The organism is Bradyrhizobium sp. LTSP857 (assembly GCF_000938285.1).
Lineage (GTDB): Bacteria > Pseudomonadota > Alphaproteobacteria > Rhizobiales > Xanthobacteraceae > Bradyrhizobium.
The window spans coordinates 174,185-197,562 of record NZ_JYMS01000007.1; the positions used below are offsets into that span (position 1 = coordinate 174,185).

Genomic DNA, 23,378 nt, shown 5'->3' on the forward strand with positions numbered 1-23,378 from the left:
CGACACCAGCTTGCAGCCCTCACACCGGCGCCATCATGAACAGGATCACCTCATGACCACAGTCCTCCGTATCGCGGCCTTCTCGGACGGCAGCCGAGGCGGCAATCCCGCCGGTGTCTGGATCGGCGAGGTCCTGCCCGATGCATCGAGGATGCAGGCGATCGCGGCCGAGGTCGGCTTCTCGGAAACCGCCTTTGCCGCGCCCGAGGGTGAGGCCTGGCGCGTCCGCTACTTTTCGCCGTTGATGGAGGTGCCCTTCTGCGGACACGCCACTATCGCGCTCGGTGCCGCGCTCGCGCACCGCTACGGCGATCGAAGTTTCGGGCTGCATCTGAACGATGCCGTCATTTCCGTCTCGGGGCGGCGCGACGGCACCACCATTGCAGCGGCGCTGCAATCGCCGCCGACGCGGAGCGCACCGCTCGATGCCTCGCTCCGGGATGAGTTGCTGGATCTGTTTGGCTACGCAGCCTCCGATCTCGACCCAAAACTTCTCCCTGCGAAAATTCACGGCGGGGCCGATCATGCTGTCCTGGCCTTGCGATCGCGCGACGCACTCGCGCGCATGACGTACGAATTCGAACGGGGCCGCGCGCTGATGGACAAAGCGGGTCTGGTCACCGTCGCGCTGGTGACGGTAGAGACGGCGCGGCTGTTCCATGTCCGCAATGCGTTTGCCGCCGGCGGCGTCGTCGAGGATCCCGCGACCGGTGCTGCCGCCGCCGCGTTCGCAGGCTATTTGCGCGACATCGGCTGGCCGCACGGCGGCGCCATCGACATCGTCCAGGGCGAAGACATGGGAGCGCGGTCGCTGATCCGCGCGGAGATCGGTGAGATGGCGGGCGGCTCGATCCGGGTCTCGGGGACGGCGCGCTTCATGGACGATGCGTGATCCCGTGGACGCGCGCGAGCAAGCGCCCTCCTCATCCCTTGTTTCCCTTGCATTCGCCTGCCTCGACCCTACGGTGCGCCGCGCGCACCAGCCGGAGACGAGACTCATCATGACCGACGCCACCAAATGCCCGAACTGCCAGTCGGAGCATGCCTATCAGGATCGCGATCTCTGGATGTGCCCGGAATGCGGCCATGAATGGAGCGCCACGGCCACCGCAGCCGCGGATACGCCGGTGGAAGCGGGTGTGCGCGATGCCCATGGCAATGTGCTCACCGATGGCGACAGCGTCATCGTGATGAAGGACCTCAAGGTCAAGGGCTCCTCATCGGTCGTCAAGGGCGGCACCAAAGTGCGCAACATCCGCCTCCAGGACGCCACCGACGGCCACAACATCGCCTGCAAGATCGACGGCATCGGCGCGATGAACCTGAAGTCGGAGTTCGTGAAGAAGGCGTAGATGCGTCGGGTGGATGACGTTGCGCTCATCCGCCTACACGCCCAGCAATCGGCCCCGATGGCGGCGAGGTACGATGCGTCAGGCGCCTGGCCGTCGCATGCGTCCCACCGTGGCATAATGCCCCTGTTTTGTCCGACGGGGCAAACTTTATTCGGCATCGCCGAAATCGAAATTCGCCAACGATTTCTACTTTGCATGGGGTTGTTTTCGATATTTTTGTCGGACGCCCAGCTATGATGCCGCAAGGTCACGCAGGCAGCCGCACCATCAGGGGCCATCCATGTCGAAAAAGCCGTCAGTCGATCACGACTATCACGCGAAGAAGGATCGCCTCGAGATCACCATCAAGCATTATGCCCTGGAGAAGAAATCCGACCGGGAGGACCTCGTGAAGCACATCGTACGCAGGCTCGAAAAAAGTCCGGCGCTCGCGAAAGCCACCGTCAAAAAGGCAAAGGCCAAACTCGGCAAGCTGCCGAAATCTCCGGGCAGAGGAGCCAGGTTGGCCGAAGTCGGAGACTGAGTGATCGCACCGCGATCACCTTTGCCTTTGCGCCAGGTAAAATCCGCACAGCACCGTCACGAGGCCTGCGGCCTGCAATGCCGTTGGCGGCTCGCCGAGCAGCAGCCAGCCGGTGAGCAGCGTCAGCGCCGGCACGCAGGCGGGGAACACCGCGGCACGCGCGACGCCGAGGCGCTGAACCGAGACGGCGAACAGATAGAGCGCGGCGGGGCCTGCGAGCACGCCCTGCGCCAGCGCCTGAATCGCATTCTCGCTCACGCCAATCGCCGCAATGCGCGCGAGCCCGCCGGTTGTGAAGTAGATCGGTAGCAGCAAGAGCGACAGCACGTTGATGACGAGCGCCGCCGACACGGCGGAGACGCGCCAGTGACGCAGCAGCGCGCCAAAGCCGGCGAACATCAATCCAGTGAGGACGAAGATCAGATCGCCCTGCACACCATCGGCCCCGATATGGCCGATCGATTCTGCACCGATCACGCAGAGACCGCCGACGATGACGAGCGCGCCGATGAAGCGCGAGGCAGAGATTCGCTCCTTCAGAAAAACGGCGGCAAGCAGCAGCCCTCCGAGCGTCGCGCAAGACGGCTGGATCACGCTGCCATGGCCGAGCGGCACGAACAGGAAGCCGGTGTAGGAGATCAGCGACATCACGGGGCCGCCGAGCACCATCAGCGCAAGGCCCCTGCCCCAGCCGATGCCGCAGAGATCCGAGACACCCGCACGCAGCACCAGCGGCAGGAACGCGATGCCGGACCAGATATAGCGATGCACCAGAAGATCGACCGGCGTGAATCCGACCTTCAGCCCGTGGCGTGTTCCGGCAAAGCCCAGCGCCCAGAACAGCGCAGCCGACAGGCCCGAGAGGACGCCGATGAGTGCCGGCGCCGCATCGTTCTTTTGAATGAGAGCGTCAGCGCCGCTCGTCCGCTGATCCATGGCGTAACCGTTATGTCAGTGGGCTGGGCGGCTCAACCCACGCGGTTGCAGGGCTGGCACGCGAAGGTCGATGCGACAGGCCTGCACATCACGCTTCCTCACCGAACACCATCCGCCATCCCTTGCGCGTGTCCATGTATTCCCGCACCTCGCGGATCCGATTCCCCGCCACCGTGAACACGAAGCAATAGTCGTTGTCGTAGGGTTTGCCGCTGGCAAGCGTGGCGCGCATCCGCTCCTCCACGATCACCACATCGCCATCGGCATAGACACCGCGAAAGGCGATGTCGACACCCGAGAACATCCGGTGCATCTCCTCCGCGATGAAGCGCGCAATCTGCTGTGCTCCGACCATATGGTCGGTGTGATCGAGCGCGACCGCGGTGGCGTTGCCTTTCGGCGCGATCCATTCGGCATCCTCGGTGAATAATGCAGCGATACGGTCGGCGTCGCGCGATGAAAAGGTCTTCCAGGCGTTCAGTACGATGTCCTTCGGGCTGGTCACGACGGCTCCCCGGTTTGCATTCACATGAGGCTTGCCTTCTAGGCCGGCATGCTCAGCGCGGCTCGCCACAATCGGACTCGGTCATCCCGCGGCACTTCCCAGCACAATCGCATGCGCTATCATGAGGTCATGCTGAGCTTCGAGGTCTGCAACGCCGCGCGCCTGCGCCGCGATCCCCGCTATGACGGCCGCTTCTTCACGGCGGTGAAGACCACGGGCATCTATTGCCGTCCGGTCTGCCCGGCCAAGCACCCGCTGACCCGCAACGTCGCCTATTATCCGACGGCGGCCGCAGCCGAGGCCGCCGGATTTCGGCCCTGCCTGCGCTGCCGTCCCGAGACCGCCCCATTCTGCCCGGCGTGGAACGGCACGCGCTCGACGGTCGCACGCGCAGTGAAGCTCATCAATGAGGGCGCGCTGGACGAGGACTCAGTGGTGACACTTGCCGAGCGGCTCGGCATCTCATCGCGCCATCTGGCGCGGCTGTTCGAGCGGCATGTCGGCGCGACGCCACAGCAGCTTGCCAAGACGCTTCGCGTCCAGCGCGCCAAGCGCCTGCTCGACAGCGGCGATCACACCATGACGGATATCGCGTTCCAGGCCGGCTTCGGCAGCCTGCGCCGTTTCAACGCCGCGTTCACCGAACTCTACGGCCGTTCGCCGTCGCGCCTGCGCGCAGTACGTAAGTCGCTTCGCTCATCCGGACTACAAATTGTGGCTATCAGAAAAAACCTGGGCTCAGATCCAACCCATACGTAAGGCTCAGCACGAACACGAACAACGCAGCCGCTGCAAACAGCGCGACATGCCTGAGAATGAATGCGCGCGAAGACGTGGTCGCAATGACGGCTTTCTGGGCAACAGGCACGATGGCCTCCGTTATGAAATCAATTATTGGCCGCTCAAAATGCGGCAGGCGCATCAAGCACCGCGATCTGCAAAGCAACTATTAAAGAGATCACACTCGGTTTGAACGGCTGTACATGATCGGAGCGTTACGGCGCTCTTTTTGGGCCGCAAGCTTCTCAGCCAGTGCATCTAGCGAGAGAATGCTATCAATCACCCTCGCGTGATGAGCATGCAACGCCTCGCGCGCATGCCTGTCGGATGAGGCAGTGGGTCTCGTCTCGCGAGCCCACTGCACTCACGCCGATATCAATTTAGCGGGCGCTGCCCGTGGTCACCGTCGCGGTCTTCAGCTTGCGCGGCGTCAGAACGCTTGCCTGATGGACCGTGGCGGTCGTAGCGGGCGCCGTCACGTCTTGCTGGACGTGCGCGGCACCGAGCACGCGGACCTGCAAGGGCGAGACCGGAAAGCCGTTGGCTTCATAGGCCGGCAGTTCGGCGGCGAAGGTTGCAGTCGAGCCTGCAATGGCGAGGGCGGCGGCTGCGATCGAAAACGTCAATTTCTTCACGGTGATGCTCCTGGGTGAGGATTCGGAGCACATCTAAGCGGGATTTGCTGCATTGCGACACACGCTGCTGCATTGCAACATCGCGTCGCGCGCATGGCGATATGTTTAATGTGCACAAGGGCTTGCGCTGTGCACCGCTATCACCGTCCTCATTGCGAGGAGTCGGTGGCAGCGGTGCCGCTCTATTTCAATGCAGTCGCCAGCGCTTGCAGTTTCGCGACGAGATTGGTGCCCAGCGCATAAATCACTTCGATAATCGCGAGCGCGATGCCCGCTGCGATCAGGCCGTATTCGATGGCGGTGGCGCCGGATTCATCGGCCACGAAGGCGGCCAACATGCATTTCAATTTCACTATCGCGTCCTTCCCAAATCTACCGGACGTTGCCGGCGGGCCAGCAATGCACCACCACAATCCAAGATTGAGTAAATCCTGATCGCTCAATTTGATGGTAATCTGGAACCGTTTTTGACTGTTTTTCCCTCTCGCGATCGCGGGAACCGTGTGGGAACCAGCGTTGCGCCGGGGCAACACTTGCTTGAAAAGCCCTTTTTCGCCGATTTGCGCCATTGCACCGCCACATCCTCCCCCGAACACTTGACGCGCCGCGTACTTGGCTGTGCAAACTGGTTCGGGTCAGAACCTTTTGGAGGCGGGATCATGAATGATCGGCGGTCTCTTATCGTAGCAGTATCGTGCCCCTCGGCCGTGATGATCGGCTGGCTGGCACTGTCCCTCTCCGCCTATGCCCCGGCCCTGATCGAGAACAGCGGCGCCAATGCAGCCGCCGTCTCGCGCGCGAAAGATCTCACCCGCCTCGAGCTCGCCGATATCCCGCGCGCTGCGACCATCGACGATGGCATCGCGCTGACTGCCGATATCGCAGCCGCCGCGGCGGCGACACCGAGTGTCGCGCCCGCCGAGGTGGCGACGACTGAGACGCCCGCCCCTGTCATCAAGCTCGCCTCGGCCGATCCGACCGACATGCTGCCGGTGGTCTCGCCGGCGCCTCAGATGCCACCCGAACCCGCTCCCGTCGCCAACGAAGCCGCGCCGGACCAGGAGCCCGCCATCAAGCTCGCATCCGCCGATCCAGGCGATGTCGTGCCACAGGAGACGCTGTCGCCTGCGGCGATCGCGGGCGGGCCTGTGGCCGAGAGCAAGGCCTCGCCGTCCGCCGACACCGTCGCCGTGCTCGACGAATGCTTTGTCATGGATGTCTGCATCGACCGCTATCTCTGGGCGCTCTATCAGCGCACGCCCAAGGAAGACTCGATCAAGGTCGAGGACCGCCGCGCCGTCACCATCAAGCGCAAGGGCAAGATGGTCACGGTGATGCGCAGCTTCACAAAGCTCGTCGACGAGGATTTTGGCTGGAAGGATCCGAAGGCGGCCGAGCACACCAAAATGGCGTTGATGGACTATGTCATCGGCGGCATGGACAAGAGCTTCAAACAGAAGCTGTTTCGCACGCTGCTCGCTGCCGAAGCCGCCGGCCTCTCGCCGGGAATCACCAGCGCGTTCCGTGATGACTATCGCCAGGAGATTGCGAGCGGCCTGAAGGCGGCCTCCAACCGCTCCTATCATGGCGGCAGTCTTCGCGGCGGCTACGGTCACGGCATGGCGGCCGATATCGTCAGCACCAAGGGCGACAATCGCGCGCAGCGCTGGGTCTCGACGGAAGTGCTGTGGAAATGGGTCGACGCCAACGGCAAGGGGCTCGGCATTGGCAGGCCCTATCTCGGCCGCGATCCGCCGCATGTCGGACCGATCGACGGACTGGAATATATTTCGAAGCGTGGCGTTGCGACCGACCGCAAGGAAGCTACCAACGCGAAGCCGAAGAAGGTGCGCGCTGTGGCAAGCGTAAAGCCGCCAAAGGCACAGGCGGCACGCGAGCAGAAGAGCCCAGCAAGGCCGCAGAAATCGGCGCAAACCACCGCGAAGCGGGCGACCTAATCCAGGTCTTATGTGCCTGACGCCGGCAGTGGCACGAGACGCATCTCGACCGATCCTGCCTCCTGCGTGCGAACCAGCACGGCAAAGACGGTCTCGACCGCAAGCCGCACGGCTGCCTCGATCGCTGTGCCCTTGGCCAGATGCGCCGCGACCAACCCGGTCAGGAGATCCCCGGTGCCATAGGGACGGATCGGCAGAAGCGGCGTCGCAAAGCGCGACAACTGCCCGTCCGCGCACAAAATCGTCTCCACCTGCCCCTCGGGCGTATCTGTGAGCACGCAGCCCGTGGCGATGATGTCGATACGCCGCTGGCCTGCAATCGCAGCGGCTGCGGCGCGCAGAGCCTCGGTATCCGCGATCGTGACGCCGGAGAGCAGCTCCAACTCGAACTGGTTCGGCGTGATCAGATTTGCGGCCGGCAACAGCCGGTGCCGCACCACGTCCAAAATGCCGTCGGCGACATAGACGCGGCCGTCGTCGCCGATCACGGGATCACAAAGATAAATCAGCTTCGAATTCCGCGTCAGCGCCCTCTCAACGAAATCGGCGACGACGGCCGCGTTATCGGGCGAGCCGAGATAGCCGGTGACGAGCACGGCGGCGTCATCGACGAGATCGCGCTCCTCGACGCCTTTAAGGAGATCGGCGACCAGCTCGGCCTCGAGCACGCGCCCGCGCAAGGTCGGATAGCGCGGATGGTTCGACAGCAGCGTCGTCGGCACCGCCGCAACGTTCACGCCCTCCGCCTGCATGGCATGGACGGCCGCGCTGTTGCCGACATGGCCGTGGACCACCTGGCTTTGAATGGAGATGACGAGCATGCAGAGGTCCGTAAGGTCAATCGTAGCGCGACGCAAGCATCGCAATCGTAGCCCGGATGGAGCGAAGCGTAATCCGGGACTCGCGCCCACGGCATGATTCCCGGATTACGCTTCGCTCCATCCGGGCTACGGGCCTATGGCAAATCATAATCAAGCCCCGGCCGCAGAGCCCGCATCGTCCGCGCCAGCCGCCGGTGCCCGGTCTCCTCCGACCGCGCCAGTCGGTCGGCGACCGCGACATGGTCCGCATCGCTCTTGTGCTGGTTGAGCTTGGCCTGCCCCTCGACCTGATCGACCACGAGATCGATCACACGTATGGCCGCCAGCATGCTCTCGCGCTTGGCTGCCTCCATCTGCTGGAGATCCCAGGGTTGCTTCGGCAGCCGAGCCTCCGCGACCGCAAGCAGCGCATCACCATGGCCGCGGTTCTCGGCCTGCCCCCGCAGATGCGCCACGCCCGACAGGTGCACGGCCTCGTAGAGCCAGGTCGAGACGTTGTCGGGCGAGGAATACCAGTCGTTGGAGATGTAGGCATCGTCGCCGGCGACGATCAGCAGGAATCGGCGCGTGCCGTCGGCAAGCTCGACCAGTGGGTTCCTGGCGGTGAAATGGAGCTGCACGATCGTTCGTCCGTCGCGCTCGGCCAATACGAACGGCACATGCGAGGCGCGCGGGCCCGTCGCATCCGCCACGACGATCATGCCGAAGCCGCGCCGGCCCGCAAACTCCAGCGCGCGTTGCTCCTCGATGCGAAACTGGGGCCGAAGGACATGCATGGCGTGGCACTCGATCTCTGGAAGAGAGGACGCGGAGAGGCTAACGATTCGTCGCGGGTTCGTCACGTCTGAGTAGTATGCTCCCTAGGCATGGCCAGCCCACCGAAAAGCCACGATCTGCCTGTTAAACATACCTACCGCGCGGTATCTTTCCTGCGCCTACACTCGAGTTTGCCATGACCACCGCATTCAATGCCTATGCAGCGCTCGCCCTTGCCATCGTCCTCGAGGTCACGGCGTCCGCCTTTCTTCAGCAGTCCGCGCAGTTCACGCGGCCCTGGCCGACGCTGGCGATGGTGCTGTTCTACGTCGCCTCGTTCTACGCGCTGTCGGTGGCGATCCGGGTCATCCCGTTGAGCATTGCGTACGCGATCTGGGGCGGCGTCGGCATCATCCTGACCGCGACCGTCTCCTTCGTGCTGTTCCTCCAGATGCTGGACGCCGCAGCCTTCGTCGGCATCGCGCTGATCGTATCGGGGGTCGTGGTCATCAACCTGTTCTCGGGGACCACGGCTCACTGATGCCGGCAAACGCCTACACCCGCACCAAGCAGCCCGAACAGGTCCGCCGCGCCCTGCTCGACTGCGCCGCGGCGATCGCCATGGACCATGGCGTGTCCGGCGTCACGGTGCAGGCGGTGGCGGCGGCTGCCGGCGTCACCAAAGGCGGATTGTTTCATCATTTTGGAAGCAAGCAGGCCCTGATCGAGGGCTTGTTCGCCGATCTGCTCGCCCGCGTCGATGCCGAGATCGACGCCGCCATCGCGGCGGATGCGAAGCCGCGCGGCAGTTTTACGCGCGCTTACGTGAACGCCGTGTTCACGGGCAAGGCCTTCGGCTTCGCCACGCCTTGGGCTGCGCTGAGCATGGTCGTTGTCACCGACCCCTCGCTGCGCCAGCTCTGGAACGACTGGATGAAGGCGCGCTTGAAGCGCCATCGCACGACCGACGGCGCACCCGAGCTCCAGATCGTGCGCCTCGCCGCCGACGGCGCATGGCTGTCCTACATCACGACAGGACAGACCCGGATGAACGCTGACCTCCGCGCCGTGCACGACCGGCTGATCGCGCAGACCCATCGGCGCGGGTAGCTCAACCCGGAATGGCAGTTACTGTGCCTGCGCCGGCTTGGGCGGACGCGGCGCGGATCGGGATGGCTTTGCCCCCGGCTTCGCGGCGGCCCGTGGCGGCGGCACATCAACCGATTCTAGATAGGCGGCAAGCGCCTTCGCGGTGTCGGAACCGGACGCGTAATGGTCCTGCAGGAACCAGGAGAGCGTGAGGCTGAAACGCCCCTTCGCAAGTCCGCGCGGACTGCGATGGCAGGTCGTGCAACCGTCGGCGAACAGCTTTTCGGCTGATTTGCCGGCGTCGAGATTTTGCGCGGAGGCGACCGTCGCCGTCAGCGCGACGGCGGCCACAAGAATCGTCAGAGGCGCGATAACTTCGCGCCCCGATCGAAATAGCGATATCAAAGTCGTCCCCTAGCCCCGTCTTGCGATCACGCCGCCAGCAACTGATCGAATTCGGGCGGCGCGTAGGCCTTGCCGTCCTGATCGGTGATGACGACCCGCCACCCCTCGCTCGCCCAAACCTTTGCTTTTGCCACGATGAGCAACCGGCTCTCACGGGCAAAACTGTATTTCTCATTGTCGCGTTCTGCGACCATTTTATAGGCCAATGCGCATCCCCATGCGTTACCCTGCACCGCTCTCGTCGTGGCAGCGGGCTTTGGCGGCAATTCGCCGGGAGCGTGGCAATTTGGTGCCGTCCGCGGCAGCATTGTGCCGACACCGGTTCCAGCCGAGCGGCGGAGGTTGATCATGCGCACCAACATGAACGCGATTTTGCTTGCGGCGGGCTTGTTCGCCGCTGTGCCTGCGGCCGCGCAGACCTACGATCCGCGCTATCCGGTCTGCATCGAGGTCTACACCATCGACGGCAACACGATCGATTGCAGCTTCATGTCGATGGCTCAGTGCACGGCAACCGCCTCCGGGCAGGCCGCCCAGTGCTATGCCAATCCCTATGTGGTGCAGAGCCGCCAGCCGGGCTTGGGCCCATCGCCGCCGCGACGGAACCGATAGCGCCCTGCGATCCGCTCAGTGGACGCGGATGACGTGTGGACGGCCGAGATCGATCAGCCCCTGCACGGCCGACAGACGGTCGTCCAGGGCAGCAATGGTCAGCAACAGATTGTTGCGGCGCTCGTCGAGCAGGCCCATCTCGGCGCCTGAGAGCTTGGTACTCGCCCGCTCCTTGTGGATGCTATCGAGCGATTTGCGCAGGCCGGCGATCAAGCCGGACAGTTGCTTGGCCTCTTTGGTCATCGACCGCTTCGCGACATTTTGGCGGCGCGTCTCCGCCTGACCTTGTCTCATCGTCATCCTCCCGTGCCCCGCCTGCCCCGAGTGGATGCTTACAGCTTTCGATAGAGATATTACGATCGATGAAATCTGCCCGCGAAAAACTGGTTCAAATTGTCGGCGCCTTGCGCCCGGCTCAACAAAAAGCCCGGCACAATGGCCGGGCTTTTCGGGATCGCTAGTGCTTCTGGTGGCCACCGGGGCCGCCAGCGGGCGCGCCGCCATGCGGGGCCGCATTCACGTGTGGCGCACCGCCGCCAGCATGCGGCATGACAGGTGCAGCGGCGCGCGGCGCCGGCATCTGCGCATGGGCGTTCATCGGTGATCCATGGCTGACGTTCGGCTGAGCCATATGCGGCATCGCGGGCCGAGCCGCTGGCGCGGCCGATACGCGCGGCGCTTCATGCGGCCGCACCATCGGCTGGGCACGCACCGCTGCGTGGCTCGCCGCATGATCATGCATCATCCGCGCCTGCGCATCGTGCGGGCTACGGGTCTGCACATTGGACCGCTCATTCACGAAGCGGTCGCTTCGTCCGCCACGCGTGCGGTCGGCCGCAATCGCGGCGTCGCGCTTGGCGATGGTGGCGTCATGCCGTGCCGTCGCAGCGTCACGTCCGGAGATCGCGGTGTTGCGCTTGGCATCGCTCTTGGCATCGTTGCGGCCCAACGCGACGGTCGCGTCACGTGTCGCCGCGCGGCCGATGCGGGCGGCGTGCGGATCGAGCGTCATTCGCGTCGCGATACGCTCATGCGAGCTCCAGTAGTTGTTCCAGTAGGCGTGACGGCGATACCAGGGCCGCGCCTCGTAGTAGCTCGACCAGTATGAACTCAGCACGAAAGGAACGACGGGCACGTCGACCTCGTCGACATAGTCTGGGAGATAGACGTAGTGATTGCGGTAGAGATATTCGAGATATTGCGACGACACCCAGCCGCGATCGTCGGAGAAACTCACGTCGCACCAGGCATTGCCGCGCAGGCAACCATGGATGTTGACGCGGGCCCCTTCGGGGACGCGATCGACCAGGGGAAAGCCCGATCCCGGACCGGCGCGCAGGCCGGTCGAGACGGTGACGATGCCCGGCGCGGCCAGCGCGGCCGTCGGAGCGAGCAGCAATGCGGCAACCAAAGCGGTTCTGAGTCTCATGGCGAAGTCCTCCTCTGAGAGGCGGAACGCGCGAACGGAATAAAGCGTTCCGCGCGCAAATGTCGCATCAGCCAAAAGATTGAGAGGCACGCCGCGCGCGGAGTTCGATATTCATCCGCCATTCATCAGAGGAGCACGCCTCAGTTCACCTGCAACATGAAGGCGTCGAAATACGCTGCGAGCGCAGCGAAATCATTAAGCGGCAGCACCTGCGCGACATACTGATCCGGCCGCACCACGACCATGCAGCCGGCCTTGCGATCGATGCCGCGCATGGCGAAGACGTCGCGGCCGCTCTTGAGATCAGGGCAGTAGATCTTCTCGTAGTCGATCAGGCCGTAGCGCCCCTTGCGCGGCAGCAGCAGCGCGGGCATCGCCTCGAGCGCAAGCTCGCGATGATCCATCTGGAACACCGCGCGCAGATCGATCACGCTGTCGATGTCGGCTCCAACAGGCGTATATCTCCGCACCGGGGATTCCCGCGCTTCGGTGAGGAAGTTGCATAACGCGCGAATGGCAGAGCCTGCCGCCGCGGGATCTTCCGCGCGCGAAAACGCGTAGATGCGGAAACGGCCGTCCGCCTGCGCGGCGTGGCCGAGATGGACAGGCTTTGCGTCCGCAAGCCGGATCACCGGCGCAGAGTGAAAGCGCGTACCGATGGCGAGACCTTGCGCGAGATGTTGATGGGATGTCGCTCCAGTGAGGACCGACGGACGGTAATGCGTCGCCGTGCCCGCTGTGTAGCGGCCGTGCCTGACGAAATAGTCCTGCGTCCTGGCCGCATCGGCACCGCCGGCCTTGGCAGCGGAGGCCAGAATTCCGGCCCATTCGCGATCGAAGTCGATCAGCTCACTCGCGACCGCCTGGCGCTCTGCCGAATAGGAATGCAGCAGGTGAGGTGCGCATTGCTTGCGGATGACCTTGGCGAGCTTCCAGCCGAGATTGAACGCGTCCTGCATCGAGACGTTCATGCCCTGCCCCGCCTTCGGGCTGTGGGTATGGCAGGCATCACCGGCGATGAAGATGCGCGGCAGGCGCGTATCGATCTCGGCGTCCGGCACGTCGTCGAACTTGTCGGTCAGGCGCTGGCCGATCTCATAGACCGACCACCAGGCGATCTCCTTCACCTCGAGCTTGTGGGGAGCAAGGATCCGCTGCGCCTTCGCGATCACATCATCGGCGGTGATGTTGCGGTTGGCGACGCGTTCGCCGACATCGAGCTTGGCCAGCTCGACATAGAGGCGGACCATGTAGCCGCCCTCGCGCGGGATGATGAGCAGGCTGCCGTCCTTCGCCGACTGGATCAACACCTTGAAGCGGATGTCCGGAAAATCGGTCACCGCCAGCACGTCCATCACGCCCCAGGCGTGGTTGGCGGAATCGCCGTGCAGCTCGCGACCGATTGATTTGCGCACCGTGCTGCGCGCGCCGTCGCAGCCGACGACATAGCGCGCCTTGATGGTCTCGACCTTGCCCTCGTTTGCGGCATCGCGTTCGAGGCGGACGATCACGGCATGGTCGGTGGGACCTGCGGCCGGGTCGACATGGAGGTCGAGCAGGCGTCGGCCATAATAGGGCTCGAGCTTGGCCGGCGACTTCCGCATGACATCGAGAAATCCGTCATGGATGCGCGCCTGGTTGAGGATGACATGCGGGAATTCCGACAACCCGTCCTCGACGTCCTGCACCCTTCCGCTACGGACGATCTTCTCCGGTGACCGCTCGTCCGGCTTCCAGAACGTCGTCTCGTTGACCCAATAGGCTTCCTTCAGCACGCGCTCGCTAAAACCGTATGCGTGGAACATCTCCATGGTGCGGCAGGCGATGCCGTCGGCCTGGCCGACCGAGAGCCGGCCCGGCTTCTGTTCGACGATGCAGGTCTTGATGTCAGGGAATTGCGCCAGCTGGGCGGCGAGCGTCAGGCCCGCGGGCCCGCAGCCGACGATGAGAACATCGACCTCGTCAGGCACTGGTCCTGACGCACCCGAGGCCAGAATGCGCTCGGCGGGATCGGCGATTTCAGGGTCGCCCGGCAGGAATCCATTCAGATGGAATTGCATGAGCACCTCTCCCGCCGATGTTCTATTTGGATATTGCTCAGTATGCTGACTATCAGTATACTTGTCAATGATCGGACGCGGCCCCGCTGGCTGAGGAGAATCTGGTGAGAGACAACAACGACATGCCCGGGCACCTGGCGCGCCGGTTCCAGCAGATCGCGGTCGCGGTGTTTCTGGCCGAGGTCGGCGATGCCGGCTTCGACCTCACGCCGGTACAATATGCGGCGCTTGCGACCATCAAAGCCAATCCTGGACTCGACCAGGTGACGCTGGCCGGACTGATTGCCTATGACCGCACCACCATCACCGGCGTAATCGATCGCCTGGTGCAGAAGGGCCTTGCGGAGCGCCGCGCCTCCAGCCGCGACCGCCGCGCTCGCGAGCTCGAGATCACCGACGAAGGCAAACGCACGTTGCGCAAGATCACGCCAGCTGTCGACTCCGCGCAGCGCATCATGCTGCGTGGGCTCAGCGCGAAGGAAGGCGAGGAGCTGATGCGGCTGCTGCACAAGGCTATCGCCGCCGGCAATGAGCTCAGCCGCGCGCCGTTGCGCGATATGCAGGCTTAGGTGGTATTCGGGTCCGCAATTGTCGCAGTGCGATGAAACCTGGAGCTAACCTTCGGCTGCTACCGTCGACCCAATTCGGCGCTTAACGCGCGATTAACTTTGCCGGTTTGGAGTTTCGGATGTTCAGGTTCGTTATTGTTGCCGCAGCGGTTGCGCTCTCGACCGTCCCTGCGCTTGCGAACGGGCACGGCGGCGGCGAAGCCGCTCCTGCGCCGAAGCCCGACGCCATGACTTCGCCGGCACGTGCCGTTCTGACCAAACAGGGTTCCAAGCTGGTCGACCTCAAGGGCATGACGCTCTATTTCTACGAGCGCGACACCAGCGGCAAGACATCGAGCTGTGACGGCAAATGCGCGGAGGCCTGGATTCCGCTGGCTGCTCCCGCGGATGCCCAGGCGATCGGCGATTTCACGCCGATCACGCGCAAGGACGGCAGCAAGATGTGGGCCTTCCGCTATCGCCCGCTCTACACGTCAGTGGCCGACAAGGCGCCGGGCGAAGCCAACGGCATCGCCACCACACTGCAATGGCGCGTCGCTCGGCCTGAAGATTAAGGCCGGAACGGCGCGCGTCCGTCAGTGCCTACGAGCTTCGCGTGGGCCGTGGAATCGACCGAGGCGTAATTCACCTCCGCGTTCCAGTTCAGCGCCATGTACACGACCATTCCGGCCAGAATCGACCCATAGAAGCCGAGGGTCACCAACCGCCATTTACGTACAATCCGGCGGTCCGTCTCGTTCAATTGATAAAGAAATTTCTGCATGGTGCCTCCAATGGCAACGAGCCATTGAGGCATAGCGCATCTGCAGCAAAACGCGTGTGAAGCACTTCACCTTTCGCGGTTCCAAAATCGGCTGGCCGACTTACTCCGCCTGCAAGGGCGACGGCACAGGCTTGAACGCCGGCATATTCGGATTCACCTGAAGCGGCCGGACCTTCGGCGTCACCACCACGGGCCCGGTTGCGAACCAGAGCGTAGCAACAGCCGCAATCACCATGCCGGCGCCAAGCGCTGCAACACTCTTCATGTTTCCGCCCGAGGCACTTAGTTGCTGAGGATGACGCCGTGCTGGCGTCGCGATGGGTGATCGGCGCCGACCAAGGCATTGGGATCGGTTGCGATCACGGCCTCGGGCAACGGCATCGGCTCAAGGCCGGCGAAGCGGCGATAGAGCGCCCCCATAACGGCTCCGCAAAATGCCGCAGGCACCAGCAGGGCGGCGAGGAGCGGCACCACAAACGTAAGCAGCAGCGCGCAGGCGAATGCTGCAACGCCTCCAATCACCGCGTATTGCCACGCGCTACGGCGGCCCATCGCCCGCGCGACATGGTGCACGCAGAGCATGAAGATGGTTGCAGGAATGACCGAGATCACCAGCATAACCAGGAAGGTCTGCGCGGGGATCACGGCCGCGAAGATATGCGCGGTGCTCTTGTCTGCGAAGCCGTTCATCAGCAGCGGCAGCAAGGTGTAGGGCAACAGCGTAGCGAGCACCGTCGGCATCAGCGCCGCGATCGCCATGCCTGCGACCGACGTGCGTACCCGAACCGGCCCGTCGAAAACCAATGGCGGTGGTGTTTCAGGTGCGTTGGCCGCGGGAGGCGCGCTATTCGCGCGTGCAACCGGACTGAGCCCGGCGAACTGGCCGTAGAGGAATCCGCCGATCATCCCCGCAATGGTCGGCAACAGGCCGATCGTGATCGCCGTGCCGTCGCCCGGCGCTGCGAGCTGGATGTGATTGCGGATCGCAATGCCGTAGCTCACGGCGGCCATGACACCGCCCATGAGCCCGTAGGCGAGCCGGCTCGATATCGTCCATTGCCGCAGTATGATGTGCCCGGTGAACAGAAAGACCGCATTCATGGCCATGCGGCCCGCATAGAATATCAGGATCTGATCCGGCGCCGGCACGCCCTCGGGATCGGTCACCTGCCCGCCTGCGACAGCAAAGACCAGCAGAATGGCTTCAATGATGGCGAGCGGAACGAGCGCGGTGAACAACGCGCGCGGCGAATTCTTGACGAGAGACATGCGAGCAACCCCTTGCTCGCTGCACGTTAGACGCGAAGCGTTACGGCCCGCGCAAGACAATGGGTAAAATTTTCGGCAAGCAACGCGCCGCTCGTTTCACCCGCGCCAGCCCGTCCCCGTCTCGATCTGCGCGCTCTGCCCGGGCGGAAGCACCACGACCGTCGCGTTGAGCTTCACCCGATCAAATAGATCGATCACGTCCTCGTTGCGCATCCGGATGCAGCCCGACGAGATCGCCTGCCCGATATATTCCGGCTGGTTGGTGCCGTGGATGCGATAGAGCGTGTCCTTGTTGCCGGTGTAGAGATAGATGCCGCGCGCGCCCAGCGGATTGGCAGGGCCACCGGCGACGCGCGCTGGATACGGTCCGAGCCGCGCCTGGATTTCTGCTGTCGGAACCCAGTCGGGCCATTCCGCCAAACGGCCGACGCGCGCCACGCCGGAAAACGCCATGGCTTCCTCGCCGACTGCGACGCCGTAGCGGATCGCCTTGCCCTCCGGCAGCACGTAATAGAGATAGCGCGCATCGGTATCGACCAGGATCGTGCCCGGCTGCTCCTTGCGCGGATAGTCGACGACGTGGCGGAGATATTGCTCGGGCACGTTCGCCTGGGCGTAAGGCGTATGCGCCAGCAATTGCCGGTCGCGCGGCGTCATGCTCGCGTCGGTCGACGGCGAAAGCGTCGCCTGCATGCATCCGCCGAGCGGAAGCAAGGCAATAGCGAAAATAGCGATTGAAAGTTTTGGCACCGCCGGCCCCCGATAGCGGATAGCGCCCCCAGCCCCGCCAGATGCTGCCCAAATCGTGCTAAAAACATGGCAGCCCGGAACACGTGGCCGTGTTCGGCTGCCCGGGTTCCGTCACCACAAACGGCGGAAGAGCGTCGCGATGTCTTCACCCCCTTGCCTTGCTTTGGTCAAACCCGGCTGGACTCGTGAGCCCTGGGGCTCGGGATGGGCTCTCCTCAACCAATCGGCTCGCGCCAATGCGGACGATCATGGCCTTACAAGGAGCTGCGATGCTCGCGACGCTGAACAGCAGGCAAATCGTCGATGAGATCGTGAAGGACACGATGAAAGACAACGATCCGCACGATGCCGTCCAGATTTCGCCCGACGTGGTGCGGGTCTCGCGCACCCACAACGATGCGCCGACCTTGGCGCCGGAGATCATGAACCGCCCGGAGCCGAGGATCGATCGCGCTCCCGAAGCTCCGGCGACGACGGCGCCGTCCGTTGACACGGCGATCCGCGTCGCCGCCAACGATATGCCCGGCCGGGAAAAACGATCTGCGGTCGGCAAATGGTTTCGTGGCGCGTTCATCACAATGCTGTTTGCCGGAGGAAGTGCCGCGGCAACCATCGCCTGGGAGAGCCACGGCGATACGGCAAGGCAAATGCTCGCCGAATGGACACCATCGTTGATGTCGCTGGTGCCATCGATGTCGCCGACAGCGCCCGTCGCCACCGCGCAAGCCGCGCCGGAAGCGACGACAGATCAGACCACCGACCAACCCGCAACACCGGCCGTGGTGCAGGATGCCGCAGCCGCGCCCGCTGCGACACAATCCGATCCGACCCAATCGCTGCAATCGATGACGCGCGATGTCGCTGCGATGGCGCAGCAGATCGCCCAGCTCAAGGCCAACATCGCCGAATTGAAGACCGCGCAGGAGCAGATGGCGCGCGAGATGGTGAAAACAGCCACGCCGAAACCGGTGGCGGATGCGAAGCCGATCGATCCACGCGCGCGAGTCGCCGCGCTACCGCCGCGGCCACCGGTTGCGCCTGTGCGCAAGCCGAAGCCGATCACCACGCCGGCGTATACGCAGACATATGCGCCCACACAGATCGCACCACCGCCACTGCCGTCACAGGCTGTCGCTGTCCCGCCGCCACCAGCAGCCGCCACACAAGCCGTTGCCGATGATGACGGACCTGTCGTGCGTCCGCCGATGCCGGTGCACTAGCGATCGCAACAGCACCATCGCAATCATCATCGCACTCGCGGCGCACGCTGTCCTGAGTCGGCGTGATGCGCTGAGTCCGTGCGACTACGGTGATGCGTTGCTGTGCGCAAGAGAAAAGGCCGTCGGGATCTATGCCGCCGGCCTTCTCTTGCAACTGCCGGTTCCCGGAGCCCGGTTCTGTTGCAATTCCATGCCTAATGATCACGCTTACATATTTAATAAAATCTTAATGCGCTCTTGTGCTGCACACGATTTTTGCGCCTTAAGCACAGAGTTTGCGCGGCCACTTCATTCAGTAATAATCGACTCAGTGATATCATCCGACATGTGCTGAAGACTTCTATTCGAGACTTGCGCTGAAGACTTGGGTCGTCACACCGGGGAATTCGGATGCCTTACTACTATTTCGATCTTGTGGTTGGTGAAGAGTTCAAGAACCAGGGCGGCATTATCCTCGAAGACATCGAGGTCGCCTCCGATCGCGCCGATCAATTGGCGAACGAGCTGTCGCAGGTGAAGCCGGAGCTTCATCAGAAGGGTTGCGCGGTGCGCGTCACCGATCGCGATCACAACGAGCTCTATCGCACGCCGCTCGATCCCGTGCCGGCCTGGCAACGATCCGGCTAGGCCGTCGGTCGTCCCCATTGCGCAGTCACGCTCCGGGCGCTAGCCTTCCCGAAATTTTGGGAGGTCCAAGGAATGCGCTACGGTTTCGTGATTGCCGGATTGTTGCTGATCGCCGCGCCAACCCAAGCCGCCGACCATCCAAGGTCGACCTATGTGACGTTGGTCTTGCAGGCCTTTGCCGCCAAGGTCGAATGCCCGAACACGGACGTGGCCTATCAGGATCTGGTGCAGAAGGCGCAGCAGATGCAGCTGCCCGACGACACCACCGAGAAGGTGCGCAAGGCGATCGCCTATATGCATACCGGCGGCAAGATGGGCGAGAAGCAGGACGACGACCTGATGGCCGAGGTCGCGGTGGCGACGCAAGCGACAGATCTCGATCAGCGCCGTCTCGGTATGCCCAGCTGGTGCGAAGCGCAGAAGTCGAAGCTCGCCGGCCTGATCCGGAGCAAGGGCTAGCTGGTGCGTCATTAGGCACGCCGCGACAGAACTTCCGCTCCGGCCAATAATTGTCACATTCCTCGCCAGCATGCGGGCGTCTTCACACCGGAGAACCCCATGCGGATAGCTCATACCGTTTTCGCGGCGCGCTCGCGGCCGGCACAATGCTGGCTCTGCCGGCGCTCGCGAAAAATTCCGACGCCCAGAAGGGCGAGGACAAGTCGACAGCGTCATCCTGTAGCGCCTACCAGCAGGCGCCGGACGGATCGTGGGAACAGCTCCCCTGCAAGGAAACCGGCGAGCGCGAACAGCCGCAGACGCAGCATCGCACGCCCGCTCAGGGAACCGATCACGAGGAGCGTTGAGCGCCTCCGTTTCCCGCGATCAGCTCTGGTGCGGGCCGCGGATGATCTTCATGGCGTCGGCGATGTGGCGCCACTCATTCGCGTCCTCCGCCTCGCCGCGGCTTTCGCAGGCCTGGGCCTGTTCTGCGGCCTTCGCGATCGCAGCAAAGCCGTGCTTCTCGAGCATCTGCCGCGCGACGGTGTGAACCTGGACCTCGGACATCATGGGCGCTCTCCCGTTTGACCAAGCCGCGGTGCAGCGCTCGCGTCCCGCGGGTTTCCGACAACGATTGAGGCGCGCGTCTCGTTCCGATCACATGCGCATACGACAAAGGCGGCCCGCTATGCCCGGCGGACCGCCTTTTTCACCCACCCCAAATGGGAGTCTTCGGCCGGGACCCCTACCCGACCGCCGCGCGTTTGCGCTCGAAATCGTTGGGAACTTCGATGTCGACCTCGAGGGTCGACACCTCGTCACCGCGCTCGAGCCGCACGATGACTTTGGTCGGGTCCAGCGTGACGTGCCTGGACACGACGGCGAGAATTTCCTCACGCAGCACACCGAGCAAATCGGGCTGGCCGCGCAATCCGCGTTCGTGGGCAAGCAGGATCTGCAGCCGTTCGCGAGCGACCGGAGCAGAGGCCTTGTTGCCGCGGAGAAGCCGGAGCAGACCCATGCTCATGCAGCCCTCCGTCGCAGCAGACGATCCATGAATCCCTTGCGCTCAGTCGGCACCTGCATAGCGACGGTCTCGCCGCACAGCCGCCGCGCCGCGTCGATATAGGCCCGTGCGGGCGCGCCATCCGCGTTCGACAGCGTCACCGGCGTGCCGACGTTCGAGGCGCGCAGCACGTCCTGGCTTTCGGGAATGATGCCGAGCAAGGGCGTCGCGAGGATTTCGAGGATGTCCTCGATGGTCAGCATCTCGCCGCGCGCGGCACGCGAGGGATCGTAGCGGGTGATGAGAATGTGCTTCTCGACGCGTTCGCCCTTCTCGGCCCGCACCGTCTTGGAATCGAGCATGCCGATGATGCGGTCGGAATCGCGCACCGACGAGACTTCCGGATTGGTGACGATCACGGCTTCATCGGCAAAACGCATCGCCATCGATGCGCCGCGCTCGATGCCGGCCGGGCTGTCGCAGATCACCCAGTCGAAGCGGCTGCGCAGATCGTCGATGACCTTGCCCACGCCCTCCTCGGTCAGCGCGTCCTTGTCGCGGGTTTGCGAGGCCGGCAGCAGCCACAGGTTCTCCAGCCGCTTGTCGCGGATCAGCGCCTGCGGCAGCTTGGCGACGCCCTGCACCACGTTGATGAGGTCGAACACGACGCGGCGCTCGGCCCCCATCACGAGGTCGAGGTTGCGCAAGCCGACGTCGAAATCGACGACGACGACCTTGTCGCCGCGTTGCGCGAGCGCTGCTCCCAGCGCGGCGGTCGTCGTGGTCTTGCCGACGCCGCCCTTGCCTGATGTGACGACCAGAACCTTGGCCATTGAAAATATCCTCCTTAACTGGTCAGTTCAGCGCTGTAATTCGCATGGTGCTGCCTTCGAGCCAGGCCTGGGCAGGCCGGCCGCGCAAGGCGTCGTCGATATCGTCGGCGGTCTGATAAAACCCATCGATTGCAAGCAGTTCGGCCTCGATCTTCTGACAATAGATACGTGCGCTCGCGTGACCGTTCACGCCCGCCATGGCGCGGCCGCGCAGCGCGCCGTAGATGTGAATCGAGCCACCGGCGACGACCTCGGCGCCGGAGCCGACCGAGCCGAGAATGGTGACGTCGCCTTCCGGGAAGATGATGGTCTGGCCTGAGCGAACCGGGCTTTCGAGCAGCAATGAGGTCGGCTTGGTCTCGACTTTCGTCTCAACCTTCTTCGGTGCGCTCGGCTCGATCACGCAACTCCGCCCGCCCGAGAGCAGCGGCGGCATCGACGGCGTCAGTCGCGCCTCCTCCACGCCCTCGATACCGAGCACGCGGATGTTGCGGTCCTGAAGGCTGATAAGCAGATGATTGATACCGGACTGGCTGAGATCGACCGAGGCGAGGTCGACCACCACGGGACGGCCGGCGAAGAAGCCCGGCGAGCGCGCGATGGTGGCGTCGATCTCCTGGAGCCAGTCCTGGATCGGAACCGTCGGCACGAACACAAAGGCCACGTAGGAGCGCCCGCGCAGGCGCACCATTTGGCGTTGAGGTTTTGCTAGGGCCTCCATGGCGGCCGACTCGTTCCCTGTTATTGAATGGTTAACGATGCGACCGACATGGTTAATGGACGGTTAATTTCTCCGTTGGGTTACGTGGGTTGGGCGGCTCGGCTGGGGGCTGGGACGCCCCTACCTGAGGCGCGAGCCGTTGGGCGCGCAAAGCGCCCCAGGGGGAGCCTCGAAGGATGAAACGGCCACGCAGCGAGAGTCGGGCCGTCGCCCTTCGAGGGCCGCCGAAGGGGCGGCCACCTCAGGGTGACGGGAGACAGAGCAACGCCTTGATCGGTAGCCCTACTTCTTCACCTTGCTCGCATCCATCTTGATGCTCGGATCGAGCATCTTGGTCGTGAACGCCGTGCTCACGTCGAACGGCTTCTCCATGCCGAGATAGCTCTGGACCAGCTCATAGTCCTTCTTCATCCGCTCGCCATCGATCCAGCCGAGCGCTTTCGTCGTCGTGAACTCGTCGGTCATCAGATATTTGATGCGCTCCCATTGGCGCTCCTGGCTCTCCTTGTCGAGACCGGAGACCTGGTCGAGCAGCGCCTTCAGGCAGGGCGTGGCGTCAGCGACGCAGGCTGCAAACGCCTTCTGCGAGACGCGGACGAAATCCTCGACGACCTTGGGGTTCTTCTGGAGGTAGGCGCCGTTGACGATCAGCGAGTTGCCGTAAGGGTTGAGCCCGATGTCCTTCCAGTTAACGTAGCCGAGATCGGGCCCGAACTCGATCACCTTCGAATCGTGCTCGTTGTAGAAGTCGCTGATGATGTCGACGGTGTGGCTCTTCAGCGCGGCGATCTTCGCGGTCGGCCCGATATTGACGAAGCTGACGGAGTCGGGGGCAAGCCCTGCGGCCTTGGCGAAGGCAGGCCACATCACGCGCGAGGCGTCACCGGGCGGATTGCCGATCTTGTGGCCGGCAAACTCCTTCACCCCGTTCACGCCATAGCTCTTCAGCCAGTAGAAGGTCTGGCCGGTGTTGGCATAAACGCTCATCACGGCAACAGTGTCGGCGCCCTTGCTTTTGGCCACCAGCATGGTCGCGAGATCGGCCACGCCAAAGGACGCGCCGCCGGAGCCGACCTTGGCTGCGGAGACACCGGAGCCCTTGCCGGTTTCGATGGTGAGGTCGATGCCGGCCTTCTCGTACCAGCCCTGCGCCTTGGCGTAATAATACGGCGAGTGGTCGGCTGTCGGGGTCCAGTTCAGGATCAGATTGACCGCCTCGCCGGCGCTTGCCGGCACCGCCGGAAGACCGAGCATCAGGGTCAAGAACAGGGTCGAGCCCGCCGCCTGCAAACGCTTCATCGCATCTCTCCTCATTCCC

General features: G+C 63.8%; 34 protein-coding genes. 14 read left to right on the forward strand and 20 right to left on the reverse strand.

The features are described from left to right. The first annotated feature begins 52 nt into the window (after nucleotides 1-52). The 3 genes from UP06_RS02265 (at nucleotide 53) to UP06_RS02280 (ending at nucleotide 1,875) form a co-directional block, all read left to right on the forward strand. Complete coding sequence (locus UP06_RS02265; protein ID WP_045000111.1) at nucleotides 53-892, forward strand: PhzF family phenazine biosynthesis protein; 840 nt, start codon at nucleotides 53-55, stop codon at nucleotides 890-892. 109 nt (nucleotides 893-1,001) lie between these two features. Then, nucleotides 1,002-1,352 carry a zinc ribbon domain-containing protein YjdM gene (locus tag UP06_RS02270; RefSeq protein ID WP_045001069.1) on the forward strand — a complete coding sequence of 117 codons (351 nt, stop codon included), beginning with the start codon at nucleotides 1,002-1,004 and terminating at the stop codon, nucleotides 1,350-1,352. Nucleotides 1,353-1,632: 280 nt separating this feature from the next. Further along, nucleotides 1,633-1,875 (forward strand): hypothetical protein, encoded by a 243-nt coding sequence (locus UP06_RS02280; RefSeq protein ID WP_045000115.1) that lies wholly within the window; start codon nucleotides 1,633-1,635, stop codon nucleotides 1,873-1,875. A gap of 15 nt (nucleotides 1,876-1,890) precedes the next feature. Here the strand turns inward: UP06_RS02280 and UP06_RS02285 are convergent, their stop codons facing one another. Then, on the reverse strand, nucleotides 1,891-2,811 hold the full coding sequence (locus tag UP06_RS02285; RefSeq protein WP_045000117.1) for a DMT family transporter: 921 nt from the start codon (nucleotides 2,809-2,811) through the stop codon (nucleotides 1,891-1,893). 88 nt (nucleotides 2,812-2,899) lie between these two features. Continuing rightward, a complete protein-coding gene (locus UP06_RS02290) occupies nucleotides 2,900-3,316 on the reverse strand; it encodes a nuclear transport factor 2 family protein (protein ID WP_045000119.1) in 417 nt (138 codons plus the stop codon). Between the two features lie 111 nt (nucleotides 3,317-3,427). Between UP06_RS02290 and UP06_RS02295 the strand changes: the two genes are divergently transcribed. After that, a complete protein-coding gene (locus tag UP06_RS02295) occupies nucleotides 3,428-4,075 on the forward strand; it encodes a bifunctional transcriptional activator/DNA repair enzyme AdaA (protein ID WP_245305379.1) in 648 nt (215 codons plus the stop codon). A 401-nt stretch (nucleotides 4,076-4,476) separates the two neighbouring features. On the opposite strand, the gene UP06_RS02300 is transcribed toward UP06_RS02295, so the two are convergent. Both UP06_RS02300 and UP06_RS02305 read right to left on the reverse strand, forming a co-directional pair. Beyond that, nucleotides 4,477-4,731: a hypothetical protein gene (locus UP06_RS02300; protein ID WP_045001073.1), complete on the reverse strand. Its 255-nt coding sequence runs from the start codon at nucleotides 4,729-4,731 to the stop codon at nucleotides 4,477-4,479. A 182-nt stretch (nucleotides 4,732-4,913) separates the two neighbouring features. Beyond that, on the reverse strand, nucleotides 4,914-5,078 hold the full coding sequence (locus UP06_RS02305; protein ID WP_045001074.1) for a Flp family type IVb pilin: 165 nt from the start codon (nucleotides 5,076-5,078) through the stop codon (nucleotides 4,914-4,916). A gap of 312 nt (nucleotides 5,079-5,390) precedes the next feature. Here UP06_RS02305 and UP06_RS02310 point away from each other — a divergent pair, with 312 nt between their 5' ends. After that, complete coding sequence (locus UP06_RS02310) at nucleotides 5,391-6,689, forward strand: M15 family metallopeptidase domain-containing protein (RefSeq protein ID WP_045000120.1); 1,299 nt, start codon at nucleotides 5,391-5,393, stop codon at nucleotides 6,687-6,689. Nucleotides 6,690-6,697: 8 nt separating this feature from the next. Here the strand turns inward: UP06_RS02310 and pdxY are convergent, their stop codons facing one another. Both pdxY and UP06_RS02320 read right to left on the reverse strand, forming a co-directional pair. Continuing rightward, the gene (gene pdxY / locus UP06_RS02315; protein ID WP_045000122.1) at nucleotides 6,698-7,510 is read right to left on the reverse strand and encodes a pyridoxal kinase; all 813 of its coding nucleotides are present in this window, start codon (nucleotides 7,508-7,510) and stop codon (nucleotides 6,698-6,700) included. Nucleotides 7,511-7,644: 134 nt separating this feature from the next. Further along, nucleotides 7,645-8,286 carry an FMN-binding negative transcriptional regulator gene (locus UP06_RS02320; protein ID WP_045000124.1) on the reverse strand — a complete coding sequence of 214 codons (642 nt, stop codon included), beginning with the start codon at nucleotides 8,284-8,286 and terminating at the stop codon, nucleotides 7,645-7,647. A gap of 176 nt (nucleotides 8,287-8,462) precedes the next feature. On the opposite strand from UP06_RS02320, the gene UP06_RS02325 reads away from it, so the two are divergent. Together UP06_RS02325 and UP06_RS02330 are read left to right on the forward strand one after the other, a co-directional pair. After that, complete coding sequence (locus tag UP06_RS02325) at nucleotides 8,463-8,807, forward strand: DMT family transporter (RefSeq protein WP_045000126.1); 345 nt, start codon at nucleotides 8,463-8,465, stop codon at nucleotides 8,805-8,807. Next, nucleotides 8,807-9,376, forward strand: a complete 570-nt coding sequence (locus UP06_RS02330) for a TetR/AcrR family transcriptional regulator (RefSeq protein ID WP_045000128.1) — start codon at nucleotides 8,807-8,809, stop codon at nucleotides 9,374-9,376. Before UP06_RS02325 ends, UP06_RS02330 begins: the two co-directional genes overlap by 1 nt. A gap of 18 nt (nucleotides 9,377-9,394) precedes the next feature. Here UP06_RS02330 and UP06_RS02335 read toward each other — a convergent pair whose 3' ends face one another. Both UP06_RS02335 and UP06_RS41915 read right to left on the reverse strand, forming a co-directional pair. Continuing rightward, a complete protein-coding gene (locus UP06_RS02335) occupies nucleotides 9,395-9,712 on the reverse strand; it encodes a hypothetical protein (protein WP_156162775.1) in 318 nt (105 codons plus the stop codon). Between the two features lie 74 nt (nucleotides 9,713-9,786). Further along, nucleotides 9,787-10,122 carry a hypothetical protein gene (locus tag UP06_RS41915; RefSeq protein WP_245305381.1) on the reverse strand — a complete coding sequence of 112 codons (336 nt, stop codon included), beginning with the start codon at nucleotides 10,120-10,122 and terminating at the stop codon, nucleotides 9,787-9,789. On the opposite strand from UP06_RS41915, the gene UP06_RS02345 reads away from it, so the two are divergent. Beyond that, a complete protein-coding gene (locus tag UP06_RS02345; protein WP_045001078.1) occupies nucleotides 10,109-10,372 on the forward strand; it encodes a DUF3551 domain-containing protein in 264 nt (87 codons plus the stop codon). The genes UP06_RS41915 and UP06_RS02345 overlap by 14 nt on opposite strands. Before the next feature lie 15 nt (nucleotides 10,373-10,387). Here the strand turns inward: UP06_RS02345 and UP06_RS02350 are convergent, their stop codons facing one another. From UP06_RS02350 to UP06_RS02360, 3 genes are all read right to left on the reverse strand, one after another. Then, on the reverse strand, nucleotides 10,388-10,666 hold the full coding sequence (locus UP06_RS02350) for a hypothetical protein (protein ID WP_045001080.1): 279 nt from the start codon (nucleotides 10,664-10,666) through the stop codon (nucleotides 10,388-10,390). A gap of 163 nt (nucleotides 10,667-10,829) precedes the next feature. Next, entirely contained in the window at nucleotides 10,830-11,801 is a 972-nt protein-coding gene (locus UP06_RS02355; RefSeq protein WP_045001082.1) for an SH3 domain-containing protein, read from the reverse strand. A gap of 140 nt (nucleotides 11,802-11,941) precedes the next feature. Then, entirely contained in the window at nucleotides 11,942-13,861 is a 1,920-nt protein-coding gene (locus UP06_RS02360) for an FAD-binding monooxygenase (protein WP_045000132.1), read from the reverse strand. 104 nt (nucleotides 13,862-13,965) lie between these two features. Here UP06_RS02360 and UP06_RS02365 point away from each other — a divergent pair, with 104 nt between their 5' ends. Together UP06_RS02365 and UP06_RS02370 are read left to right on the forward strand one after the other, a co-directional pair. Continuing rightward, the gene (locus UP06_RS02365) at nucleotides 13,966-14,430 is read left to right on the forward strand and encodes a MarR family winged helix-turn-helix transcriptional regulator (RefSeq protein WP_045000134.1); all 465 of its coding nucleotides are present in this window, start codon (nucleotides 13,966-13,968) and stop codon (nucleotides 14,428-14,430) included. A gap of 119 nt (nucleotides 14,431-14,549) precedes the next feature. Next, on the forward strand, nucleotides 14,550-14,984 hold the full coding sequence (locus UP06_RS02370) for a COG4315 family predicted lipoprotein (RefSeq protein WP_045000137.1): 435 nt from the start codon (nucleotides 14,550-14,552) through the stop codon (nucleotides 14,982-14,984). On the opposite strand, the gene UP06_RS02375 is transcribed toward UP06_RS02370, so the two are convergent. The 4 genes from UP06_RS02375 to UP06_RS02385 all read right to left on the reverse strand — a co-directional run bounded on the left by UP06_RS02375 (nucleotide 14,981) and on the right by UP06_RS02385 (nucleotide 17,155). Continuing rightward, nucleotides 14,981-15,193 (reverse strand): hypothetical protein, encoded by a 213-nt coding sequence (locus UP06_RS02375; protein WP_156162720.1) that lies wholly within the window; start codon nucleotides 15,191-15,193, stop codon nucleotides 14,981-14,983. The genes UP06_RS02370 and UP06_RS02375 overlap by 4 nt on opposite strands. Nucleotides 15,194-15,293: 100 nt before the next feature. Further along, nucleotides 15,294-15,458, reverse strand: coding sequence for a hypothetical protein (locus tag UP06_RS41370; RefSeq protein WP_197087105.1), 165 nt, complete (start codon nucleotides 15,456-15,458; stop codon nucleotides 15,294-15,296). A 17-nt stretch (nucleotides 15,459-15,475) separates the two neighbouring features. Continuing rightward, entirely contained in the window at nucleotides 15,476-16,462 is a 987-nt protein-coding gene (locus UP06_RS02380) for a hypothetical protein (RefSeq protein ID WP_045000139.1), read from the reverse strand. Between the two features lie 96 nt (nucleotides 16,463-16,558). Beyond that, nucleotides 16,559-17,155 carry a L,D-transpeptidase gene (locus UP06_RS02385; RefSeq protein ID WP_197087106.1) on the reverse strand — a complete coding sequence of 199 codons (597 nt, stop codon included), beginning with the start codon at nucleotides 17,153-17,155 and terminating at the stop codon, nucleotides 16,559-16,561. A 326-nt stretch (nucleotides 17,156-17,481) separates the two neighbouring features. On the opposite strand from UP06_RS02385, the gene UP06_RS02390 reads away from it, so the two are divergent. The 4 genes from UP06_RS02390 to UP06_RS02405 all read left to right on the forward strand — a co-directional run bounded on the left by UP06_RS02390 (nucleotide 17,482) and on the right by UP06_RS02405 (nucleotide 19,865). Next, the gene (locus tag UP06_RS02390; protein WP_045000143.1) at nucleotides 17,482-18,432 is read left to right on the forward strand and encodes a hypothetical protein; all 951 of its coding nucleotides are present in this window, start codon (nucleotides 17,482-17,484) and stop codon (nucleotides 18,430-18,432) included. Between the two features lie 390 nt (nucleotides 18,433-18,822). Next, a complete protein-coding gene (locus UP06_RS02395) occupies nucleotides 18,823-19,059 on the forward strand; it encodes a DUF6894 family protein (protein WP_045000145.1) in 237 nt (78 codons plus the stop codon). 72 nt (nucleotides 19,060-19,131) lie between these two features. Further along, entirely contained in the window at nucleotides 19,132-19,518 is a 387-nt protein-coding gene (locus tag UP06_RS02400) for a hypothetical protein (RefSeq protein WP_045000147.1), read from the forward strand. 146 nt (nucleotides 19,519-19,664) lie between these two features. Continuing rightward, on the forward strand, nucleotides 19,665-19,865 hold the full coding sequence (locus UP06_RS02405; protein ID WP_045000149.1) for a hypothetical protein: 201 nt from the start codon (nucleotides 19,665-19,667) through the stop codon (nucleotides 19,863-19,865). Between the two features lie 19 nt (nucleotides 19,866-19,884). On the opposite strand, the gene UP06_RS02410 is transcribed toward UP06_RS02405, so the two are convergent. The 5 genes from UP06_RS02410 to UP06_RS02430 all read right to left on the reverse strand — a co-directional run bounded on the left by UP06_RS02410 (nucleotide 19,885) and on the right by UP06_RS02430 (nucleotide 23,359). Next, nucleotides 19,885-20,070, reverse strand: coding sequence for a hypothetical protein (locus tag UP06_RS02410; RefSeq protein WP_045000150.1), 186 nt, complete (start codon nucleotides 20,068-20,070; stop codon nucleotides 19,885-19,887). 175 nt (nucleotides 20,071-20,245) lie between these two features. Beyond that, nucleotides 20,246-20,527 carry a cell division topological specificity factor MinE gene (gene minE / locus UP06_RS02415; RefSeq protein WP_045000152.1) on the reverse strand — a complete coding sequence of 94 codons (282 nt, stop codon included), beginning with the start codon at nucleotides 20,525-20,527 and terminating at the stop codon, nucleotides 20,246-20,248. Beyond that, nucleotides 20,524-21,339 carry a septum site-determining protein MinD gene (gene minD / locus UP06_RS02420; protein ID WP_045000154.1) on the reverse strand — a complete coding sequence of 272 codons (816 nt, stop codon included), beginning with the start codon at nucleotides 21,337-21,339 and terminating at the stop codon, nucleotides 20,524-20,526. The genes minE and minD overlap by 4 nt, the downstream gene beginning before the upstream one ends. Before the next feature lie 22 nt (nucleotides 21,340-21,361). After that, nucleotides 21,362-22,060 (reverse strand): septum site-determining protein MinC, encoded by a 699-nt coding sequence (gene minC, locus UP06_RS02425; RefSeq protein WP_045000155.1) that lies wholly within the window; start codon nucleotides 22,058-22,060, stop codon nucleotides 21,362-21,364. A 282-nt stretch (nucleotides 22,061-22,342) separates the two neighbouring features. Then, nucleotides 22,343-23,359: an ABC transporter substrate-binding protein gene (locus tag UP06_RS02430; RefSeq protein ID WP_045000157.1), complete on the reverse strand. Its 1,017-nt coding sequence runs from the start codon at nucleotides 23,357-23,359 to the stop codon at nucleotides 22,343-22,345. Nucleotides 23,360-23,378: the final 19 nt, after the last annotated feature.

Bases quoted from the DNA above. Each gene is read 5' to 3' on its own strand.
- UP06_RS02265 (WP_045000111.1), top strand. From the start codon at position 53: ATGACCACAGTCCTCCGTATCGCGGCCTTCTCGGACGGCAGCCGAGGC.
- UP06_RS02270 (WP_045001069.1), top strand. From the start codon at position 1,002: ATGACCGACGCCACCAAATGCCCGAACTGCCAGTCGGAGCATGCCTAT.
- UP06_RS02280 (WP_045000115.1), top strand. From the start codon at position 1,633: ATGTCGAAAAAGCCGTCAGTCGATCACGACTATCACGCGAAGAAGGAT.
- UP06_RS02285 (WP_045000117.1), bottom strand. From the start codon at position 2,811: ATGGATCAGCGGACGAGCGGCGCTGACGCTCTCATTCAAAAGAACGAT.
- UP06_RS02295 (WP_245305379.1), top strand. From the start codon at position 3,428: ATGCGCTATCATGAGGTCATGCTGAGCTTCGAGGTCTGCAACGCCGCG.
- UP06_RS02310 (WP_045000120.1), top strand. From the start codon at position 5,391: ATGAATGATCGGCGGTCTCTTATCGTAGCAGTATCGTGCCCCTCGGCC.
- pdxY (WP_045000122.1), bottom strand. From the start codon at position 7,510: ATGCTCGTCATCTCCATTCAAAGCCAGGTGGTCCACGGCCATGTCGGC.
- UP06_RS02320 (WP_045000124.1), bottom strand. From the start codon at position 8,286: ATGCATGTCCTTCGGCCCCAGTTTCGCATCGAGGAGCAACGCGCGCTG.
- UP06_RS02325 (WP_045000126.1), top strand. From the start codon at position 8,463: ATGACCACCGCATTCAATGCCTATGCAGCGCTCGCCCTTGCCATCGTC.
- UP06_RS02330 (WP_045000128.1), top strand. From the start codon at position 8,807: ATGCCGGCAAACGCCTACACCCGCACCAAGCAGCCCGAACAGGTCCGC.
- UP06_RS02345 (WP_045001078.1), top strand. From the start codon at position 10,109: ATGCGCACCAACATGAACGCGATTTTGCTTGCGGCGGGCTTGTTCGCC.
- UP06_RS41915 (WP_245305381.1), bottom strand. From the start codon at position 10,122: ATGTTGGTGCGCATGATCAACCTCCGCCGCTCGGCTGGAACCGGTGTC.
- UP06_RS02350 (WP_045001080.1), bottom strand. From the start codon at position 10,666: ATGAGACAAGGTCAGGCGGAGACGCGCCGCCAAAATGTCGCGAAGCGG.
- UP06_RS02355 (WP_045001082.1), bottom strand. From the start codon at position 11,801: ATGAGACTCAGAACCGCTTTGGTTGCCGCATTGCTGCTCGCTCCGACG.
- UP06_RS02360 (WP_045000132.1), bottom strand. From the start codon at position 13,861: ATGCAATTCCATCTGAATGGATTCCTGCCGGGCGACCCTGAAATCGCC.
- UP06_RS02370 (WP_045000137.1), top strand. From the start codon at position 14,550: ATGTTCAGGTTCGTTATTGTTGCCGCAGCGGTTGCGCTCTCGACCGTC.
- UP06_RS02375 (WP_156162720.1), bottom strand. From the start codon at position 15,193: ATGCAGAAATTTCTTTATCAATTGAACGAGACGGACCGCCGGATTGTA.
- UP06_RS41370 (WP_197087105.1), bottom strand. From the start codon at position 15,458: ATGAAGAGTGTTGCAGCGCTTGGCGCCGGCATGGTGATTGCGGCTGTT.
- UP06_RS02380 (WP_045000139.1), bottom strand. From the start codon at position 16,462: ATGTCTCTCGTCAAGAATTCGCCGCGCGCGTTGTTCACCGCGCTCGTT.
- UP06_RS02385 (WP_197087106.1), bottom strand. From the start codon at position 17,155: ATGCAGGCGACGCTTTCGCCGTCGACCGACGCGAGCATGACGCCGCGC.
- UP06_RS02390 (WP_045000143.1), top strand. From the start codon at position 17,482: ATGCTCGCGACGCTGAACAGCAGGCAAATCGTCGATGAGATCGTGAAG.
- UP06_RS02395 (WP_045000145.1), top strand. From the start codon at position 18,823: ATGCCTTACTACTATTTCGATCTTGTGGTTGGTGAAGAGTTCAAGAAC.
- UP06_RS02400 (WP_045000147.1), top strand. From the start codon at position 19,132: ATGCGCTACGGTTTCGTGATTGCCGGATTGTTGCTGATCGCCGCGCCA.
- UP06_RS02405 (WP_045000149.1), top strand. From the start codon at position 19,665: ATGCTGGCTCTGCCGGCGCTCGCGAAAAATTCCGACGCCCAGAAGGGC.
- UP06_RS02410 (WP_045000150.1), bottom strand. From the start codon at position 20,070: ATGATGTCCGAGGTCCAGGTTCACACCGTCGCGCGGCAGATGCTCGAG.
- minE (WP_045000152.1), bottom strand. From the start codon at position 20,527: ATGAGCATGGGTCTGCTCCGGCTTCTCCGCGGCAACAAGGCCTCTGCT.
- minD (WP_045000154.1), bottom strand. From the start codon at position 21,339: ATGGCCAAGGTTCTGGTCGTCACATCAGGCAAGGGCGGCGTCGGCAAG.
- minC (WP_045000155.1), bottom strand. From the start codon at position 22,060: ATGGAGGCCCTAGCAAAACCTCAACGCCAAATGGTGCGCCTGCGCGGG.
- UP06_RS02430 (WP_045000157.1), bottom strand. From the start codon at position 23,359: ATGAAGCGTTTGCAGGCGGCGGGCTCGACCCTGTTCTTGACCCTGATG.